At 60.9% G+C, this 17,868-nt stretch carries 13 protein-coding genes; 6 read left to right on the top strand and 7 right to left on the bottom strand.

What is annotated here, in order from left to right:
• The first annotated feature begins 13 nt into the window (after positions 1-13).
• The 6 genes from KORM41_RS08300 (at position 14) to KORM41_RS08275 (ending at position 5,915) form a co-directional block, all read left to right on the top strand.
• Positions 14-847, top strand: a complete 834-nt coding sequence (locus KORM41_RS08300; protein WP_068143335.1) for a crotonase/enoyl-CoA hydratase family protein — start codon at positions 14-16, stop codon at positions 845-847.
• A gap of 43 nt (positions 848-890) precedes the next feature.
• A complete protein-coding gene (locus KORM41_RS08295; RefSeq protein WP_068143333.1) occupies positions 891-1,535 on the top strand; it encodes a phosphoribosylanthranilate isomerase in 645 nt (214 codons plus the stop codon).
• A gap of 36 nt (positions 1,536-1,571) precedes the next feature.
• The gene (gene trpB / locus KORM41_RS08290; RefSeq protein ID WP_068143331.1) at positions 1,572-2,780 is read left to right on the top strand and encodes a tryptophan synthase subunit beta; all 1,209 of its coding nucleotides are present in this window, start codon (positions 1,572-1,574) and stop codon (positions 2,778-2,780) included.
• A gap of 3 nt (positions 2,781-2,783) precedes the next feature.
• Positions 2,784-3,611, top strand: coding sequence for a tryptophan synthase subunit alpha (gene trpA, locus KORM41_RS08285; RefSeq protein ID WP_068143329.1), 828 nt, complete (start codon positions 2,784-2,786; stop codon positions 3,609-3,611).
• A gap of 47 nt (positions 3,612-3,658) precedes the next feature.
• Positions 3,659-4,531 carry an acetyl-CoA carboxylase, carboxyltransferase subunit beta gene (gene accD / locus KORM41_RS08280; protein WP_068143327.1) on the top strand — a complete coding sequence of 291 codons (873 nt, stop codon included), beginning with the start codon at positions 3,659-3,661 and terminating at the stop codon, positions 4,529-4,531.
• Positions 4,532-4,595: 64 nt separating this feature from the next.
• The gene (locus tag KORM41_RS08275) at positions 4,596-5,915 is read left to right on the top strand and encodes a bifunctional folylpolyglutamate synthase/dihydrofolate synthase (RefSeq protein WP_156431840.1); all 1,320 of its coding nucleotides are present in this window, start codon (positions 4,596-4,598) and stop codon (positions 5,913-5,915) included.
• Positions 5,916-6,081: 166 nt separating this feature from the next.
• Here KORM41_RS08275 and trxA read toward each other — a convergent pair whose 3' ends face one another.
• From trxA to metK, 7 genes are all read right to left on the bottom strand, one after another.
• A complete protein-coding gene (trxA, locus tag KORM41_RS08270; RefSeq protein WP_331709186.1) occupies positions 6,082-6,480 on the bottom strand; it encodes a thioredoxin in 399 nt (132 codons plus the stop codon).
• A gap of 84 nt (positions 6,481-6,564) precedes the next feature.
• Positions 6,565-10,008, bottom strand: coding sequence for a double-strand break repair helicase AddA (gene addA / locus KORM41_RS08265; RefSeq protein ID WP_068143323.1), 3,444 nt, complete (start codon positions 10,006-10,008; stop codon positions 6,565-6,567).
• Entirely contained in the window at positions 10,001-12,970 is a 2,970-nt protein-coding gene (gene addB / locus KORM41_RS08260; RefSeq protein WP_068143322.1) for a double-strand break repair protein AddB, read from the bottom strand. Before addB ends, addA begins: the two co-directional genes overlap by 8 nt.
• A 3-nt stretch (positions 12,971-12,973) precedes the next feature.
• Entirely contained in the window at positions 12,974-13,723 is a 750-nt protein-coding gene (locus tag KORM41_RS08255) for a nucleotidyltransferase family protein (protein ID WP_068143321.1), read from the bottom strand.
• On the bottom strand, positions 13,720-14,196 hold the full coding sequence (gene tsaE, locus KORM41_RS08250) for a tRNA (adenosine(37)-N6)-threonylcarbamoyltransferase complex ATPase subunit type 1 TsaE (protein ID WP_068144056.1): 477 nt from the start codon (positions 14,194-14,196) through the stop codon (positions 13,720-13,722). The genes KORM41_RS08255 and tsaE overlap by 4 nt, the downstream gene beginning before the upstream one ends.
• An 11-nt stretch (positions 14,197-14,207) precedes the next feature.
• The gene (locus KORM41_RS08245; protein ID WP_231727095.1) at positions 14,208-16,577 is read right to left on the bottom strand and encodes a PAS domain-containing sensor histidine kinase; all 2,370 of its coding nucleotides are present in this window, start codon (positions 16,575-16,577) and stop codon (positions 14,208-14,210) included.
• A 114-nt stretch (positions 16,578-16,691) separates the two neighbouring features.
• Entirely contained in the window at positions 16,692-17,858 is a 1,167-nt protein-coding gene (gene metK / locus KORM41_RS08240; protein WP_068143317.1) for a methionine adenosyltransferase, read from the bottom strand.
• Between the last annotated feature and the right edge of the window lie 10 nt (positions 17,859-17,868).

The raw sequence follows: 17,868 nt of genomic DNA, 5'->3' as shown, positions 1-17,868 counted from the left end.
GGAGGAGCCACGCATGACGTTTGAAACCATCACTGTTGAGATCAAGGACCATATCGCCCATGTGGCCTTCAACCGGCCAGACAAGCTTAATGCCATGAACGGCACCATGTTCGGCGAGATCGGCAAAGCCTTCCGCGAGCTTGATGAAAACCCTTCCGTAAGGGCAGTGATCCTGTCCGGCAACGGCAAGCATTTCACCGCTGGGCTGGACCTGAAGGAAAGCGGCGCGGTGCTGGGGGCAACAGAAGGCGACCCCGCGCGCATCCGTGAAAAGCTCCGCCGTCATATCCTCTGGCTGCAGGACTGTTTCACCGCCATTGACACTTGCCGCGTGCCTGTAATCTCCGCTGTCCACGGTGCCTGCATCGGCGCGGGCGTGGATGTGATCACCGCCTGCGATATCCGTTTGGCGGTTGAGGACGCCTATTTCACCATCCAGGAAATCAACGTGGGAATCGTGGCGGATGTGGGCACGCTGCAGCGTGCCCCGCACGTGCTCCCGTTCGGCATCGTCAAGGAATTGGCCTACACGGGCCGCAAGATGCACACGGACGAAGCCCACAGGTTAGGTTTCCTCAATCATATCGCGAAAGACCGTGACGACTTGCACCAGCAGGCCTTACGGATCGCGCAAGAAATTGCTTCCAAAAGTCCTCTTGCGGTTGCAGGCACAAAAGCTGTACTCAATCATGCACGGGATCATTCGGTTGCGGACGGCCTTGATTATGTCGCCACCTGGAACAGCGGGATGCTCCTTGGCGAAGATCTGATGAAGGCCGCAACGGCTGCGCTGACGCGCCAAAGCGTGGAATTCGACGATCTGATGAAAAGCGACGATCCGGCCTAAGGGCGCACCCTGCCCCACGCCGGTTTTGAGGAACCCATGGGGCATGTCTGTTTCGGTAAAGATTTGCGGCATTACAAAGCCTGAACACGCCAACTTGGCAGCCTTTTATGGCGCCCGCTGGCTTGGCTTTGTTTTCTTCGATAAGTCGCCCCGGAACCTGACGCTCAAGGACGCTGCTGCCATGCGCCGTCAGCTGCCGTCCTCAACTGAACGGGTGGGCCTGTTCGTTAACGCGGATCATGATTTCATTGAGGATGCCTGCGACGCGCTGGATTTGGACTGGGTGCAGCTGCACGGCGACGAATACCCCAATGAGGCACTGATCCTGAAGAACCGCCTTGGCGTATCAATCATCAAGGCAATCGGGGTATCAACGGCAGAGGATATCGATCAGGCTGACATGTTCGCCCCCCACGTGGACGCGATCCTGTTTGATGCCAAGCCGCCGAAAGGGTCTGACCGCCCGGGCGGCAACGCGCACAGCTTCCCCTGGAACCTGCTGTCGGGCAGGGACCTGCCGTACCCCTGGTTGCTGGCAGGTGGCCTGACGCCAGAGAATGTCCGGCAGGCGGTTCAGGAAAGTGGTGCCCACGCCGTGGATGTCTCCTCGGGCGTTGAAGATGCGCCGGGCAAGAAGTCCGGTGAGAAAATTGAAGCCTTCCTTAGTGCTGCGAAAGCCGTAAGGTAGGGTTTCCGGTGGTTTTATGTGAGTTAGGACGTACCAATGTCGCTTAACAGTTATCGTACCGGCCCTGATGAAAAGGGTCACTTCGGAAAATTCGGTGGACGCTATGTCTCGGAAACCCTGATGCCACTGGTGCACCAGGTGGAAAAGGCATACCGCGACGCCATCAAGGACCCGGATTATCTGGCCGAGCTGGACGAACTGAACCGCCAATATATTGGCCGTCCGAACCCGCTCTATTTTGCTGAGCGCCTGACCGAGCATCTGGGCGGCGCCAAGATTTACCTGAAGCGCGAGGACCTCAACCACACCGGTGCGCACAAGATCAACCACGCCATCGGCCAGGTACTGCTGGCGAAACGCATGGGCAAGACCCGCGTGATCGCCGAAACTGGCGCGGGCCAGCACGGCGTTGCCACCGCCACCGTGGCCGCCCGCTTCGGCCTTGAATGCACTGTCTTCATGGGTGCGGTGGACATCGAGCGCCAGAAGCCGAATGTGTTCCGCATGAAGCTGTTGGGCGCAGAGGTGAAACCGGTGACCAGCGGCTCCGCGACCCTGAAGGACGCGATGAATGATGCGCTCCGCGACTGGGTCACCAATGTGCATGACACCTTCTATATCATCGGTACAGTGGCGGGCCCGCACCCCTACCCTATGCTGGTACGCGATTTCCAATCCATTATCGGCCGCGAAACCCGCGAGCAGCTGCAAGCCCAGGAAGGCCGCCTGCCCGACAGCCTTGTGGCCTGTGTGGGTGGCGGCTCGAACGCCATGGGGCTGTTTCACCCGTTCCTTGATGATCCGGACGTGCAGATGTATGCGGTCGAGGCCTCAGGCCACGGCCTGGATACAGACAAGCACGCTGCCTCCATCGCCGGTGGCACACCCGGGGTCCTGCACGGTAACCGCACGTACCTGCTTCAAAACGATGACGGCCAGATCACCGAAGCGCATTCGATCTCGGCCGGGCTCGATTACCCTGGCATCGGGCCGGAGCATGTGTGGCTGCATGAAGCGGGCCGGGTGAACTATGTTTCCGCCACCGATGATGAGGCGCTTGAGGCTTTCCAGCTTTTGTGCCGCACGGAAGGCATCATCCCAGCGCTCGAGAGCAGCCACGCGCTGGCGCAAGTCATCCGCATGGCGCCAGACCTGCCAAAGGACCATATCATCGTCATGAACCTGTCTGGTCGCGGCGATAAGGACATCTTCACAGTGGCAGACGCCCTGGGTGCGGAGATTTAAAGCATGAGCAGACTTTCAAATTGCTTTGAGCGCATGGCCGCAGAAAAACGCGCTGCCTTCGTTACTTTCGTAACCGCCGGTGATCCAACGCATGAGACCTCGATGGAAATCGTGAAAGGCCTGCCCGGCGCAGGTGCCGACATCATCGAACTGGGGATGCCTTTCACCGACCCGTCAGCCGATGGCCCAGCAATCGACAAAGCGGCCCAGCGCGCGCTGAAGGCTGGCGCAAACATGAATCGGACCCTTGAAATCGTGCGTGAGTTTCGCAAAGACGACAACAGTACGCCGATTGTCCTGATGGGTTATTTCAACCCCATTTATGCTTATGGAACCGAAAAATTCTGCACGGACGCAGCCGCCGCGGGCGTTGACGGGCTGATCGTCGTCGACCTGCCGCCCGAGGAAGATGAGGAGCTTCGCCTGCCCGCAAATGCGGCCGGGATCGACGTGATCCGCCTTGCCACACCAACGTCCGATGACGCCCGTTTGCCTACAGTACTGGATGGCGCGAGCGGATTCGTCTATTATGTAGCCGTAGCCGGCGTGACGGGCGGCAAATCTGCTACGGCAGATGATATCGAATCGGCGGTAATGCGTATCAAGTCACATACAGACTTGCCAGTTGCCGTCGGATTCGGTATCCGCACGCCTGAACAGGCCGAAGCCATCGCCCGCGTGGCGGATGGGGCTGTGGTCGGGTCCGCAATCGTCTCCTTGATTGAAACCGGGCTCGATGACACCCACATGCCGAAAGAGGGTATGGTCAAGGACGTGCTGGACTTTACCGGGAAACTCGCAGAAGGTGTGCGGGCCGGGACAAAAGGCTGAAGGGCGCCAAGCGCCAAAAAGGCAGATAAGAGAAGGGGTTGAGACGCATGAGCTGGCTCACCAACTATGTAAAACCGAAGCTGCAAAAAGTACTGAACCCAAAGGAAACACCAGACAACCTTTGGCACAAGTGCAAAAGCTGCGGCCAGATGATCTTCCAGAAAGAATTTGTCGCCAACCAATATGTGTGTGCGCACTGCGACCATCACGACCGCGTACCGCCCACCGACCGGTTCGACAATCTTTTCGATCATGGCACCTACGATCTTATCGACCTGCCAGACGTGACGCAGGACCCGCTGAAGTTCCGCGACACGCAAAGATATTCCGAGCGCCTCAAGAACGCGCGCAAGAAAACCGGCGATGAAGATGCCATCAAGGTTGCTGTGGGCAAGATCGGCGGCGAACAGGTTGTCGTCGCGGTTCAGAACTTCTTCTTCATGGGCGGTTCCATGGGCATGGCCGTGGGCGAAGGCATCATTGCCGGCGCTCGCCATGCACTGAAGATCGGCGCGCCATATGTAATGATGACCGCCTCGGGTGGCGCACGCATGCAGGAAGGCATTCTTTCCCTGATGCAGATGCCGCGCACCACGGTCGCGATCCAGATGCTCCGCGACGCGGGCCTGCCTTACATTGTTGTGCTGACAGACCCGACAACAGGTGGCGTGTCTGCATCCTATGCCATGCTGGGCGACGTTCAGATCGCTGAGCCGGGCTGCATGATCGGTTTTGCAGGCCAGCGTGTAATCGAACAAACCATCCGTGAGAAACTGCCGGAACGGTTCCAGACAGCAGAATATCTGCAGGAACACGGCATGGTGGACGCGGTTGTGCACCGGCATGAGCTGGGCGAAAAGCTGGGTACTATGATCCGCCTCCTGATGGGCGGGCGGCATAAGAAAAAGGCCGCCGAATAAATTTTGTAAGTCTTGACCGGCCGCCGGCATCCAGCCAGGCGGCCTTTCTTTAGGGAGCCCATTCGTGGATACATCGGCCAGCGATGCTGTTCTGGCGCGCCTGATGCGCCTGCACCCCAAGAAGATCGACCTGTCGCTTGGCCGCATGGAACGCTTGCTCGAACGACTTGGTCGCCCGCAGGACAAGCTGCCACCCGTGATCCATATCGCCGGCACAAACGGCAAGGGCTCCACCACCGCTACCCTGCGCGCGATTGCCGAGGCCGCCGGGCACCGGGTGCATGTCTACACCAGCCCTCATCTGGTTCGGTTCGCAGAGCGCATCCGTGTTGCAGGCAAGCTGATTTCCGAAGACGCGCTGACGGAACTATTGGAAGAATGCGAGCAAGCGAACGGCGAAGACCCGATCACTTTCTTTGAAGTGACCACTGCCGCTGCCATCCTTGCGTTCGCGCGCACGCCGGCAGACCTCTGCATCCTCGAGGTCGGCCTTGGCGGGCGTCTTGACGCCACCAATGTCGTGGCAAAGCCTGCCGCCGTGGGCATCACGCCCGTAAGCATGGATCACGAACAGTTCCTGGGCGACACGCTCGCCAAAATCGCGTTTGAAAAAGCCGGCATCATCAAGGAAGGCGTCCCCACGGTCGTTGGCCCACAAATGGGTGAAGCAGCAAGGACCATCCTGGGCGTGTGCGAGAAAAAAGGCGTACAGCCGAAACTTTTTGAGCGTGACTGGCAGGCCAGCATCAAACCACGCGGTGACGGCTTCAATTATGGTGACTGGAAAAGCGAATTTGACCTGCCCATGCCGAACCTTGTGGGCGAACACCAGGTGACAAACGCGGGCATGGCCATTGCCCTTGCGCACGCGCAACAGGCCATCACCATCCCCGATGCCGCAATCAAGGCGGGGCTTGGTTGGGTGCGCTGGCCAGCGCGCCTCCAGGAGATCAAGAACAGCCCGCTTAACGCCATGCTGCCGGAAGGCCATGACCTGTGGCTGGACGGTGGCCATAACCCGGCGGCAGGGCAAGTGATCCGGTCGTTCCTATCAGAAGTGGACCCGGTGGAGCGCGAGATCATTCTGATCCTTGGTATGCTCGGGAACAAGGATGCCAAGGGCTACCTGAAGCCCCTTTCGGGCATCGTCAACCGAGTGATCGCCGTGCCGATCCCGGGTGAGCCGGGTGCCGCGGAACCCGGCTTCCTTGCGGGTGCGGCTACCGACGCAGGCATCAATGGACTGGTGGCCAAGGACGTAACAGCGGCGCTCAAGATGACGGGTGAAAAGGCCCAGGACGAACGCCCGCCTTTTGTCCTGATCGGAGGCTCGCTCTATCTCGCGGGCCAGGTGCTTCGCGAAGCAGGCATCCTGCCGAGCTAAATAGGATAAAAACTGTCATGCTGAACTTGTTTCAGTATCCATACAGTTCGTCTTCCGCGCTGACACCTAAAGCAATGGACCCTGGAACAAGTTCAGGGTGACGCCTTCCGCAACAAAAAAAGGCGCCTGATAGGGCGCCTTTCTCAAGTCTCGATGAAGCGAACGCTTAGAGCGCGCTGTCAATCCACTGCTCAAGCTGGGCTTTCGGCTTGGCGCCCATGGTGGTCGCCACGGCTTCGCCGCCCTTGAAGATCAGCATGGTTGGGATCGAACGCACACCGAAAGACGTTGGCGTCTCTGGGTTTTCGTCGATGTCCATCTTCGCGATCACGATGTCGTCACGCTCGCCGGAGATCTGCTCCAGAACCGGGCCGATCATTTTACAGGGGCCGCACCATGGCGCCCAGAAATCAACCAGAACTGGCTTGTCGGATTTCAGCACTTCAGCTTCAAAATTGTCGTCGGTGATGGTGATAGTCGCCATAACTCTGTCTTCTTTCTTTTGCTCGCCGGGCCGGAACGCTACAAGGCCCGAGCGGAATGTTGCCTCTTTTGTCCGCCTCACTGGCGGCTTGAAAGCTAACGTAAGAACAGGCCCGCGCGGGGTCAAGGTTTAGTAACACGGTCGTGAAAACAAACCAGATATGGGCTAAAGCCCCATGGTATTAAGTGCTTCATCCATCTGGGTTTTGCTGAGTTCCATCAGAAGCGCGATGTCCGTCCACAAAAGGGCAGTACGGACCGTGCGCCCAGGGTATATGCCCTCGAGTGCCCTTTTATAGAGCCCCATCTGCTTGAGGTAAATTGGCGCCACACCCGCGGCATCCCTCGGTGGCGGGCGGTTGGTCTTATAGTCGACAATCAGCACATCTGATTCGGTCACCACAAGGCGGTCCACCTGGCCAGAAATGATGCGGCTGCCCACGCTGCCGGCCACCTGCACTTCGGCGCGACTGCCTGGTGCAAACAAGGGGCTGAAGACCGGATCATTCAGGATATTTTCCACCTCGCCCCAGAAGGCATCCACATCGCTTTCGGGCAAGCCGCCCGAGCGCCGCAGATAGGCTTTCGCGGCGTCTGCCCGGGTATCCACAGGCATGTCAGGTAGCCACTCTAGCAGTGTGTGGATCAAGCGTCCGCGTTCGAACCGCTTGCCGTCACCGCGCGCAGTCGGGCTTGTGGCGGCAGGTTCGTCCTCGTCCGGGCGGCTGGGCGCCAGCGGTCGCGGCGGATCAGGCTCATCGGGCATTCTTTGCGTGATCCAATCCGGCAGCGCAGCCACAGCGTCTGCTTTTGCTTTCGCCTTCGCGGGTGGCACTTCGGCAGTTTGCTCGACCGTCAGGCGCTTCACCTCACGCCCGTCCGCAAGCGTCACGTCCTCCGCCCCGATGCGCTCAAAACCGGCCTCGATGGCCTTGAACCAGCTGTGCTCGTTCGGCTCCCGCCTGTCCTGCCAGCCCGCGATATAAAGCCGGTCCTCGGCGCGCGTCAGCGCCACATAAAGAAGCCGCCTATATTCATGAACCTGCTTCTCCTTCAGCGCCGCTTTCATCTCCTCAACGATCGCCAGGTTCTTGGCAGGCGATGTCCACAGCAATAGCGGCGGCATATCCGGGTCTTTTGCCTCCAAGGGCAGCACGCGTCCGTCACGGCTCACATCCGGCATGCTCACAAGGTCCGAGAGGAACACAATCGGCGCCTGAAGGCCCTTGGCGCTGTGGGCTGTCATGATGCGCACGGCACCGCCCGCAGCTTCCATATCCCGCTTGATCTGGGTGCCGCCATGCTCCACCCGGTGAATGAAGGCCTGCAGGCTGGCGGCCTGCGTGTGTTCGAACCGCAGCGCTTCCTCCAGAAGTTCATCGATCGGGTCATGCACCTCTTCCCCGAGACGGGATGTCAGCTTTTTCCGACCGCCCAGGTCAGTGAGCACATGAGAGAAAAACTCGAACGGCGTCAGGATATCCGCGCCCTTCACCACGTCCTGCATGAACTTCAGTGCACGGGCGAACTCCGGCCTCTCCCCCGCTTTCTTCTGGAGCGCGTGCCACAAGGCACCCTTACGGCCGTAAGCGAGATCAAACAACAAGTCGTCATCGAAGCCCACGAACGGGCTTTTGAGCACGGTCGCCAGCGTCAGGTCATCGGTGGGCAGAAGCGCCGCGTGCGCCAGCGCGAGCAAGTCCATCACCGGCAGCTCGTCCGTCAGCACCATCCGGTCGCGGCCCGCCACCGGCACGCCCAGATACTTGAGCGCGCGCACCAGATGGTCGACAAACGCCGTCCGGCGGCGCACCAGCACCAGCACGTCGCCTGCCTCAATGGGGCGGCCCTGCGCTTCCAGAATCTCACGGTTGCGGATCATGTCATTGATACGTCGGGCGATGCGCCAGGCCGTGCGGCCTTCCGCGTCATCTGCCTGTTCCTGAACGGTAGGCGGCACCCATGTGGCTTCCTCGTCGCCCTCATTATCCGCGGCTGGTGCCTCGAGCGGCCACAGCTCCACAAGGCCGCCATGGCCAGAACGGATAAACTGGTGTTCCACATGCTCAAGGTCCGCGGAAAGTCCGTGCCACGCGTCTGCTTCCCGGTGGAACACAGCATCCACAAGCGACAGTACAGCACCACCCGAGCGGAACGACAGATTAAGCGGTACAGGTTCGGCCTCGCATTCCGCCTGCCAGGCACGGTGGAACACCCGGTCGCGCGCAGCAACGAACTCGCGCGGGTCGGCGCGCTGGAAAGAAAAGATCGATTGCTTGGCGTCCCCCACGGCAAAGATGGTGCGCACCACATCCCGGTCACGCGCGCCCTCGCCTGAGAAAAACTCAGCCGCCAGCGCCTCCACCACCCGCCACTGGTCGCGGTTGGTATCCTGCGCTTCATCAACCAATATATGGTCCACCTGCGCGTCCAGCTTGAAGAGCACCCACGGCGCCACGTCCCCGCGGCTCAGAAGACCCACCGTGCGGTCGATCATGTCGTCGAAATCCACAAGCCCGCGCTCAGACTTGATATCGTGATAGCGCCCAAGCTGCGCGAGCCCAAGCTGCAACAGCGCCGTTGTGGCCTCTGCCGCCTCGATCCGTGCCATACGGTCCGTCACGCGCATGAGGCGCGTCTGTTCTTTCTCAATGATCGCTTCAAACTCGGGATGGTCTGTTAGCGTTTTCTTGACCGCGATCCGGGCGCGGGGCGTACCGGTGGCAGTCAGAAAGGCCAGCGCATAGTCATCAAACAATGCTTTGCGCGCGTCCCCTTCCGCTGCCGTGAATGCGGTGATCGCTTCCCCTGCTTTCGCTTCCGTCTTGCTGCCTGCAAGCAGAACCGGCCCGATAGTGCGCATGCCCCCAAGGTCGAACGCGTCGTCCGCTATCGCCGCCTCAAGCACTGCGGCTTTTGTTTCTCCCGGCGTCAGGTCAAGCGCGCGGTATAGGGCGGGCACCAGCCCCATGCTGCCGTATGCCTGCTCCGCACGGCGGAGGGTGGAGGCTTCGAACGACAGCCGCTCGATCACCTCATCGAAGGTGTTTTCCGTTACCAGCCCCGCGACCTTGTCGAGCGCCTTCTTGACCGCCGCGCCAGCTGGCGTCTGGGTGTAAGCCAGCATCTGGTCCTTGGCCGACGCCATGGTCTCTGCGGCGTCCGCTTCGTCCATGCCCTCGAACCCCGGTGCCATCCCAGCCTCCAGCGGGAAACGGCCCAGAAGCGCCTGACAGAAGCTGTGGAACGTCTGGATCTGCAGTCCACCAGACAGATCAAGCACCTTTGCGAACAGCTGACGCGCGCGGGTCAGCATGTCAGCGTCCGGGTATTCTTCGGTACGGCGATTGATCTCTGCGGCCAGCACGTCATCGGCCATCAGGGTCCAGCGCCCGAGTTCCTCGAAGATACGGTTTTTCATCTCCGCTGCCGCAGCCTTGGTGAAGGTCAGGCAGACGATGTTTTCAGGGTCTGTACCCGTCAGCATCAGCCGAAGCACGCGGGCGGTCAGAACGTGGGTCTTGCCCGTTCCGGCAGATGCGCCCACCCAGGCTGTCAGTTCCGGGTGCGTGGCACGCGCCTGTTCAAACGTCATGCGGGGTTTAGCCATCTTTGCCTCCCCCGAACGGATCATCGGCGTTACGCCATTCTTTCACCCGCGCAAGATGGTCATAGTCGCCATAACCGGCTTCCTTGGGCCGCGGGTTGGAAAGATATGGTGTCGTGGGCTTCGAGAACTCTTTCACCAGGCCGGTTAAGCCTTGTTCCGCGTCCGAAATAATATCCGGCACGTCTTTGATGGGGCGGTGCTGTTTCTGCACCGGCTCCCCGCCCTTCAGTTCCCAGAACACAAGGTCTTCAACCTCTGTCCCGTCCACGCCCTCGAACGCGCCGCGCTCAGCTAGCCAGCCCTCAAGCGGCAGCTGGGGCGCGAAGCCCGCTTCCATGCGGCGTTTGGTGGGAATGTTGCCGGTTTTATAGTCTATGATGGTCAGCGCGCCGCCTTCCCGCCGGCGGTCGATCCGGTCTGCCTTGGCGATCAGCGTGAAATCGGCGCCCGGCAGCTTCGCCTCTGCCCAGCTTTCCACCGCTGCCACGTCATAAAGCTCCGCGCGCTCGGCCTCATTTTTCACGAACCAGTCGGCAATACGCTCGAACCGCGGCCACCAAAAAGCATAAACCGTGGGCATGGTCAGGACGTCTTCGAACACCTTACGGCCTACTTCCATCAGGCGCTTGAGCCCCGCATCACCGCGCGTGGGGCCGTCTTCAAGAAGGAAGCGTTCAAGCGCCTCATGAAGCAGCGTGCCTTTGGTGGCTGCATTCGGTCGGTCGTCCACCGGGTCAAGCGGGCGGAAGCCCAGCACCTTCTGCGCATAAAGGCCATATGGGTCACGCATCCAGGTTTCCACTTGTGTAACCGAAAGCTTGGAGGGGCGCGCATCCAGTGGCGGCGTAGGCCGCGGCGGCAGGCAGGGTGTCACCACCGCGCTGCGGTCAAGCGCTGCCGCCCAATCAAGATAAGGCCCTGCACTTGGGACCTCGCGGCCTGCGAGGGCTTCAATACGGAACAGCCAGCGGCTTGGCACCGTTGGCGCGCCGCCCACTTTTTCCGCGCGCGTCAGCACCACATCACCGCCTGAAGCCGCCTGCACGAAATCGTGGGCAGACTGCCCAATCCGGCGTTCAAGCGGCGGCAAGCCGAACTCTGCCCGCATCGGGCGGTTCATCCAGGGCTCGGGCTTCACCTCGCCCGGCCAGGTGCCTTCATTGAGACCGCCAAGGATCATCAGGTCAGCCCGCTGCAGACGGGCCTCCAGCGTCCCCCAAATGGACAGGCGCGGGTGCTGGCGCCACACGGGCCGCACGCTGACGCCAGCCAGCAGTTCATCGAACAGGGCGGCATAGCCGTCTGCCATCACACCGGTCACTGGCGTTGTTTCCTGAATCAGGTCCGCCAGCGCATCCGCCAGCGCCTGGCCTTCCTCGCCCTTCCACAGGATGGCTTCGCCAGCTTCAGCCTCGGTCGAGGCAAGCGCTTCGGCCACACCCACATGGCGGCGCAGCAGCGCATCGAGCGGCAATTCTTCCGCGAGGCCCTGTTCAAGCGGCGCAAGCGCCTTGATCACGCACTCAAGCACCGCAATGTCATCGTCGTTGAAGCCAGCCTTAGTGTCCTGGGCCACAACGCGGGCACGGGCCATCAGGCCATGGAGGCCACCCGCCGGCCGCACGCCGCGCAGAACAAAGGTATCCAGCCGCCGGAGGCTCGCAAGGAACGCCGGGCGATCCAGCCCCACAGCGACAAACGGATGCTGCAGGAGCGAGAGCAGCGCAACAGGCGAAAACTGTTCAGATGCGGCAGATGCCAAAAGCCCCATAAAACGACCGGGCAGTGTGTTCAGCACCCGGTCACCACCGGAATCGTCCACCTCAATGCCCCAGCGCGACAGGCTGGCGCGCACCATGCGGGCAAGCGCCCGGTCAGGCGTCACAAGCGCCGCGGTCTTTGATGGCTCTTCAAGAACCTCACGCATCATCACCGCAATGGCGTCGGCTTCCTCGCGGCGCGTGGGCGCCACCAGTTTCTTCAGGCCCGCGAAGGGGTCATCAGCATCCGCGAGGCCAAGACCCCGCCAGCCATCGGTTTCCTTGGCAGGCAGCAACGCGTGCCTGAGAAGGAGCCCCCGGTTCGGCCCGACAGGCAGACTGGGCACAGGCCAGTGGGCTACCTCGTGCCGATTTGCGCCCATGGTAAGAAGCAGGCTTTTCAGCACGCCTTGCGGGTGCGTGGCATCGATGGCGTCCCAGGCGCGGTCGGGCATGTCGCGGTCCAGCCCCGGCAAGATCACCGCCCCGTTCGGCATCCGCGCGACAACTGAGAGAAGCTTCGCTGTTGCCGGAATCGAGCCCGTGGAACCGGCCGCAAACACTTGCCCAACAGGCGGGCGCTGGGCCCAGGCTTCAGCGACAATATCCAGCATGGCATCGCGCCGGGCCGCCGGGTTCATCGCACCCTCTGCCTCGAGGATCGCAGGCCAGTGCTCTGACACAATCTTGAGGAAGGCGAGCGTATCTTCCCAGTGGTGCGCCAGATTTTCGGGCACCAGGTCCTTGAGGCCGTCAAACGACAGGCCTTCCGTGTCGATACTGTCCATCAGCTTGGCAAGCTCGCCGGCCAGACGCCAGCCTTGTGCGGGAGCGAGCCGCTCGCCTTTGAGCGCAATCCAGCGCATCACCTGCTGCATCAAGAGAACCTGTCGCCGCGTGCCACCAATGGCGGGCTTAAGGTCAGATGGGTCGAGGCCCAAGCCAGCCCCAAGGAAAGTGATTTCGTCTTCGTCCACATCGCCGATCGGGCGCATGGCGGGGAGGAGCGTGGGCTTCTGACCAAGCTGGCGCAGGAAGGCTTCGCGGAGCGACCGCCCGGCCCGCCGGTTAGGCACCAACACTGTCATGTCCGCGAGCGCTGTAGGGTCCCCGCCTGCGCGGCTGATCAGGCCCGCTGCGAGCGCATCCACGAAGGGATAGGCGGGATCAACCGTGAAAATAGTGGGGTCGCGATCAGCCATGGCCTAGCCCAGTCGCAGGGAGGCCAGCTTGTCCTCCGCCGCCTTGATGGCTTCGGGCGTGCCCACATGCATCCAGTGCCCGGTGTGCAAAAGTCCGAACAGCCGGCCAGCCTTTTCAGCCTTGCGGAAAATCTCCACATTTGACCACCTGCCTTCCGGCATATCATCATAAAGCGCGGGGTTCACCAGTTGAATGCCGCCGAACATAACAGGCGCAGACGCAGCGGAGCCGCGGAAACGAATAGGTGTTGGACCAGACGGATCACCGTCCGGAATAAAGTCTCCTGCACCATGATAACCAAGCGCCTCCGCTGTGGGCACCAGCAACAGCAGCACATCCATGCGCTTGGGGTCAAACACCTGCGCAAGCCGGGTGAGTGTGCCGCCCGTCCCATCGACCCAAAGGGCGTCGCTGTTGATCACATAGATCGGGTCGCGCCCGAGCATCGGCAGCGCTTTTTTCACGCCGCCGCCGGTTTCAAGAAGCGCGTCGCGTTCGTCAGATATAGCCACATGCCCCTCTGCCACAAGCGGGGCAAGGTGGCTTTCGATCTGGTCAGCCAGATGATGCACATTGACCACGATTTTTTCACAGCCCACCTTCCAGAGGTGCGCCAGAATGCGGTCCAGCAGCGGCACGCCAGCGACGCGCACAAGCGGTTTCGGCGTGGTGTCAGAGATCGCACCCATGCGTGTGCCCTTGCCCGCCGCCAGCACCATGGCATTCTTTATGGCGTTTTGGGGTGCGCTCATGCCTCAAGCCCTTCCACGAGCGGCTGCCAGCGAGCATCGCCCGACAGAACGACTGTGCGTTCGCCGCGCTCACCAATCGTCAGCCGCACCGTAAGCGCACCAACCCACCAGTCTTGTGGCATGCGGTCCGGCCATTCGATCAGGCAGATGGCCTCATCCCGCGCTTCGTCCAGCCCAAGCTCGAAGGCTTCTTCGGGGTCCGTGAGGCGGTAGAGATCAGCGTGCCAGACCTCAACACCATCATCGCAGCCATAGGTTTGCACCAGCGTGAAGGTGGGGCTTGGTACTTCGGCTTCCGGGTCATGCAGGCGCGCGCGGATGAAGGCGCGGGCGAGCGTGCTTTTGCCCGCCCCCAAGTCGCCCTCAAGCGCGATGAGACGCCCCGCGGGAACGCGGTCCGCCAGGGCCTCGGCCAGCTTCAGTGTGTCTGCTTCGGTTCGGCATTTTATGGTCCGGGAAACTGTGTCGCTCATGGTCATAAAGTCTATTTGGCGGGTTCGGCGTCAGCCGGTTGGGTACGCGGCAGATCACAGCTCAGCGATAGCCCTTCCTCGCCAAGCGGGTCAAGCCGAATGCTGCCATGATGCAGATTGACGATGGAACGCACCAGCGCCAGGTCAAGGCCTGTCGCAAGCTTGCCGCCCGGGGAAGCGCCCATGCGCACGGTGGTCACCAGCCGGTCGCGTTCCCGCTCGGTCAGCCCGGAATCCGGGTTGCTGATATTGATGGTGACCAGATCATCACTCCCTGAAAGCTCAATCGACAGTTTGCCGCCATGGCGGGCAAAGTTGAGCATGGAGGAAACCATATTGTAAAATGCCTGCCGAATGCGGCGCTCGTCGGCTTCAATCACACCGACATCCTGCAGTTTGTCCAGCTTGATCTGGATTTCCGACTTGCGCGCCAGTTCAACCACCAGATGGCCTGTGTCGTTGATTGCCTCAGTCACATTCATGGGCTTGAGCGTCAGGTGTGCCTCGCCCGCATCCAGCACCGCCAGGTCAAGCACGTCTGCGATAAGGTCCTTGAGCTCGCCCGACGCTGTCAGGATATTTTTGACATAGTCCGCCTGATGGTCATTGAGTTCACCGAACATCTTCTGGTCCAGCATTTCAGCGAAGCCGATGATGCTGTTGAGTGGCGTCCTGAGCTCATAGGACATGTTGGTGATAAATTCGCTCTTGAGCCGATCGGCTGCCTCAAGGGCCGAGGACCGTTCCCTCAGCGCCTGCTCCACCTTGAAGCTGTCGGTCACATCCGACTGCGTCAGCATCACGCCGCCGTCCGGCAGCGGCACGATGGCAAAGTCGATCACCGCATCATCGGTGCGGTACCAACGGCCGCTCCGGTGCTTATGTTCGCTGATCCAGCTGACCAGACGATCCTTGAAATCGCTGTAGCGTGGGTCTTTTTCGTCCGCAATCGCAGGCACCTTGGCAGTCAGTTCGGTCAGGTGCGGGTTGCCGTCAATATCGTCTGCCGTCAGGTTCCACAAAGACCGAAACGCCGGGTTCGAAAGCTGCAACAACCCGTCCGTGCCGAACACGGCGATCGCTTCAACCATATTATCCAGCGTTTCCTGCTGCACCGCCATCAGCGTGTTGTAGGACCGCTCAAGCGCCAGCCGGTCGGTAACATCCTCAAAAAGGATCAGGAGCCCGCCGAACGGGTGCGGCTGGGTCACCACCCGGTGGGCCGTGCCGTCAGGCAAGTGCCACATTTCCTCGAACGGCTCCAGAAGCGTGGTGTAATGCTTGAGGATATTCTTCTTCCACTGCTGGAAATCAGCCTGCTCTGGCAGGCGGCGTTTTTCACGCATGGCATCCAGGATTTCGCTGTGGCGAAGCTCGCTTGAGAGCACGTCTTCGGACAGATGCGACAGCCGGGCAAACGCACTGTTGTAGAACCTCAGCGTCTGCGCCGGTCCGAAAATCGCTACCGGGCTTCGAAGCCGGTTGAGCGTTTCGTTTTGAGCCTCCAGCACACGCGCGAGCTCCGAGAGGGCTTCCTCTTCACCTGTGACATCCACAGCGATGCCCATGACATGGCCTTCATCATCAAGCGGAATATTGGTAACGGCAAAGGCCCGGCGCTGGCCGTCCGTGACACCGAAGCGGCGTTCGCGCACCCGCTCGCCTTTGTCACGCGCCTTGCGGGCAGCAGCCAGGCTGCCACGGTCAAAGAGCTCCAGGTTGCGTTCGGTCACATCATAGACGCTGTTGCCGTCCACGGCTTTCACATAGGCTTCATTGACATCCACGATGCCATAGTCCGGCCCCCGCACCCACACCGGGAACGGCAGGTTGTTGAAAACCCGCGTGAGGTCCTTGAGCTTCAATTCAAGCGCCCGCACGCCCTGGCGGTTGGTCCGCGTTGCGCGGTCCATGCTTTCTTCGATCCACAGGATGCTCGCGGGCCAGCGGTCATCGCGGGCAGGCAGCCACTGAAAATCAAGGATCAGGCGCGGCTGGTTCTTGCCGCGATCAATGATCAGCGGTGTGGAAATATCCCCACCGGAAGAGAGGCTGCGCTTGATATCCGCGACTGTGCGGTCCGGAATGCCGTTTTCTGCTGTGACAAGCTCATCAAGGGTACGCGCGCTGTCGTCCAGGCCCACAAGATCCAGCGTATCGGCATCAGCCTGCATGCGCCCATCCGCCCACAGCCAGATGGGGTGACGGCGGTCTGTCTGGATCATGCTATCAAGGAAGTTGGCAAGGTCCTGCAGCGACCGCGCCCTGTCTGTCGCCCGCCCGGTGCGCCACAAGGCATATAGCGCCAGACCAACCCACGCGGCTGCAGCAACACCAATGACGATCCAGATTACATATGATGGCAGGTCACCAAACGGCACAGCCAAAATCTCCCCTTGGACCAAGACAGAAAATCATCTTGAACTAGGAGAGAGTAGCCTCTTTGCCCGAGGTGGCACAAGACGAGATTGGGCCGGCGAACCGGCCCAATTTGATTAAACGCCGAATTCGCTTTTCAGCGCGTCCACGAGATCGGTCTTCTCCCAGGAGAAGCCACCGTCTTCCGCCGGCTTGCGGCCAAAGTGACCGTAGGACGACGTGCGGGTATAGATCGGCTTGTTGAGGCCCAAATGCTCGCGAATGCCGCGGGGGCTCAGGTTCACCATCTGCTGCAGCACGTTTGACAGATGCTGCGGGTCCACCCGCGGCTGATCGCCCCAGAGGTCCACATACACCGCGAGCGGCTTGGATACGCCGATGGCATAAGCCAACTGGATCGTACAGTTGTTGGCCAAGCCCGCAGCCACCACGTTTTTCGCCAGATAGCGGGCAGCATAAGCGGCTGAGCGGTCCACCTTGGTTGGGTCCTTACCCGAGAAGGCACCGCCACCATGTGGGGCTGCGCCGCCATAGGTGTCCACGATGATCTTGCGGCCCGTGAGGCCAGCGTCACCATCTGGCCCGCCGATCACGAACTTGCCGGTCGGGTTCACATAAAACTCACCTTCAGGGCACATCCAGCCTTCCGGCAGCACCGCTTCCACGTGCTTGCGCACCAGGGCGCGCAGAACTTCCTGCGTGACGCCTTCCTTATGCTGAGTGGAAACCACAACAGATGTGGCACCAACAGGCCTGCCGTCCACATAGCGAAGCGTCACCTGGCTTTTGCTGTCTGGCTCCAATTCTGGCGCCTCACCGGAATGACGCGCAGCAGCAAGGGACTTCAGGATGCGGTGCGAGAAATCGATCGGTGCCGGCATCAGGCTTTCGGTTTCGTCGCAGGCATAGCCGAACATGATGCCCTGGTCGCCCGCGCCTTCGTCCTTGTTGCCAGCGGCGTCAACGCCCATGGCGATATCTGCTGACTGTTCGTGCAGGTGGTTCTCAAAAACGGCATTCTTCCAGTGGAAGCCTTCCTGCTCGTACCCGATTTCACGCACAGCGTTCCTGGCAACTTCCTCGATATGCGCCTGAACGCTTTCAGGGCCGCGTACCTCACCCGCCAGGATGATCCGGTTGGTCGTAACCATGGTTTCGCACGCAACGCGGGCTTCTGGGTCTGCACCCAGATAGAGGTCCACAACGCTATCGGAAATCCGGTCGGCTACCTTGTCCGGGTGGCCTTCTGAGACGGATTCACTGGTGAAAACATATTCGCTCATTCTTCTCTCC

The sequence above is a fragment of the Kordiimonas lipolytica genome (assembly GCF_001550065.1).
This window is presented reverse-complemented; position numbering and strand designations above follow the sequence as displayed.

What these genes read in the sequence shown, in the direction of transcription:
- trpA (WP_068143329.1), top strand. Translation starts at nt 2,784, where the DNA reads ATGAGCAGACTTTCAAATTGCTTTGAGCGCATGGCCGCAGAAAAACGC.
- KORM41_RS08295 (WP_068143333.1), top strand. Translation starts at nt 891, where the DNA reads ATGTCTGTTTCGGTAAAGATTTGCGGCATTACAAAGCCTGAACACGCC.
- tsaE (WP_068144056.1), bottom strand. Translation starts at nt 14,196, where the DNA reads ATGAGCGACACAGTTTCCCGGACCATAAAATGCCGAACCGAAGCAGAC.
- KORM41_RS08300 (WP_068143335.1), top strand. Translation starts at nt 14, where the DNA reads ATGACGTTTGAAACCATCACTGTTGAGATCAAGGACCATATCGCCCAT.
- metK (WP_068143317.1), bottom strand. Translation starts at nt 17,858, where the DNA reads ATGAGCGAATATGTTTTCACCAGTGAATCCGTCTCAGAAGGCCACCCG.
- accD (WP_068143327.1), top strand. Translation starts at nt 3,659, where the DNA reads ATGAGCTGGCTCACCAACTATGTAAAACCGAAGCTGCAAAAAGTACTG.
- addB (WP_068143322.1), bottom strand. Translation starts at nt 12,970, where the DNA reads ATGGCTGATCGCGACCCCACTATTTTCACGGTTGATCCCGCCTATCCC.
- KORM41_RS08255 (WP_068143321.1), bottom strand. Translation starts at nt 13,723, where the DNA reads ATGAGCGCACCCCAAAACGCCATAAAGAATGCCATGGTGCTGGCGGCG.
- trpB (WP_068143331.1), top strand. Translation starts at nt 1,572, where the DNA reads ATGTCGCTTAACAGTTATCGTACCGGCCCTGATGAAAAGGGTCACTTC.
- addA (WP_068143323.1), bottom strand. Translation starts at nt 10,008, where the DNA reads ATGGCTAAACCCCGCATGACGTTTGAACAGGCGCGTGCCACGCACCCG.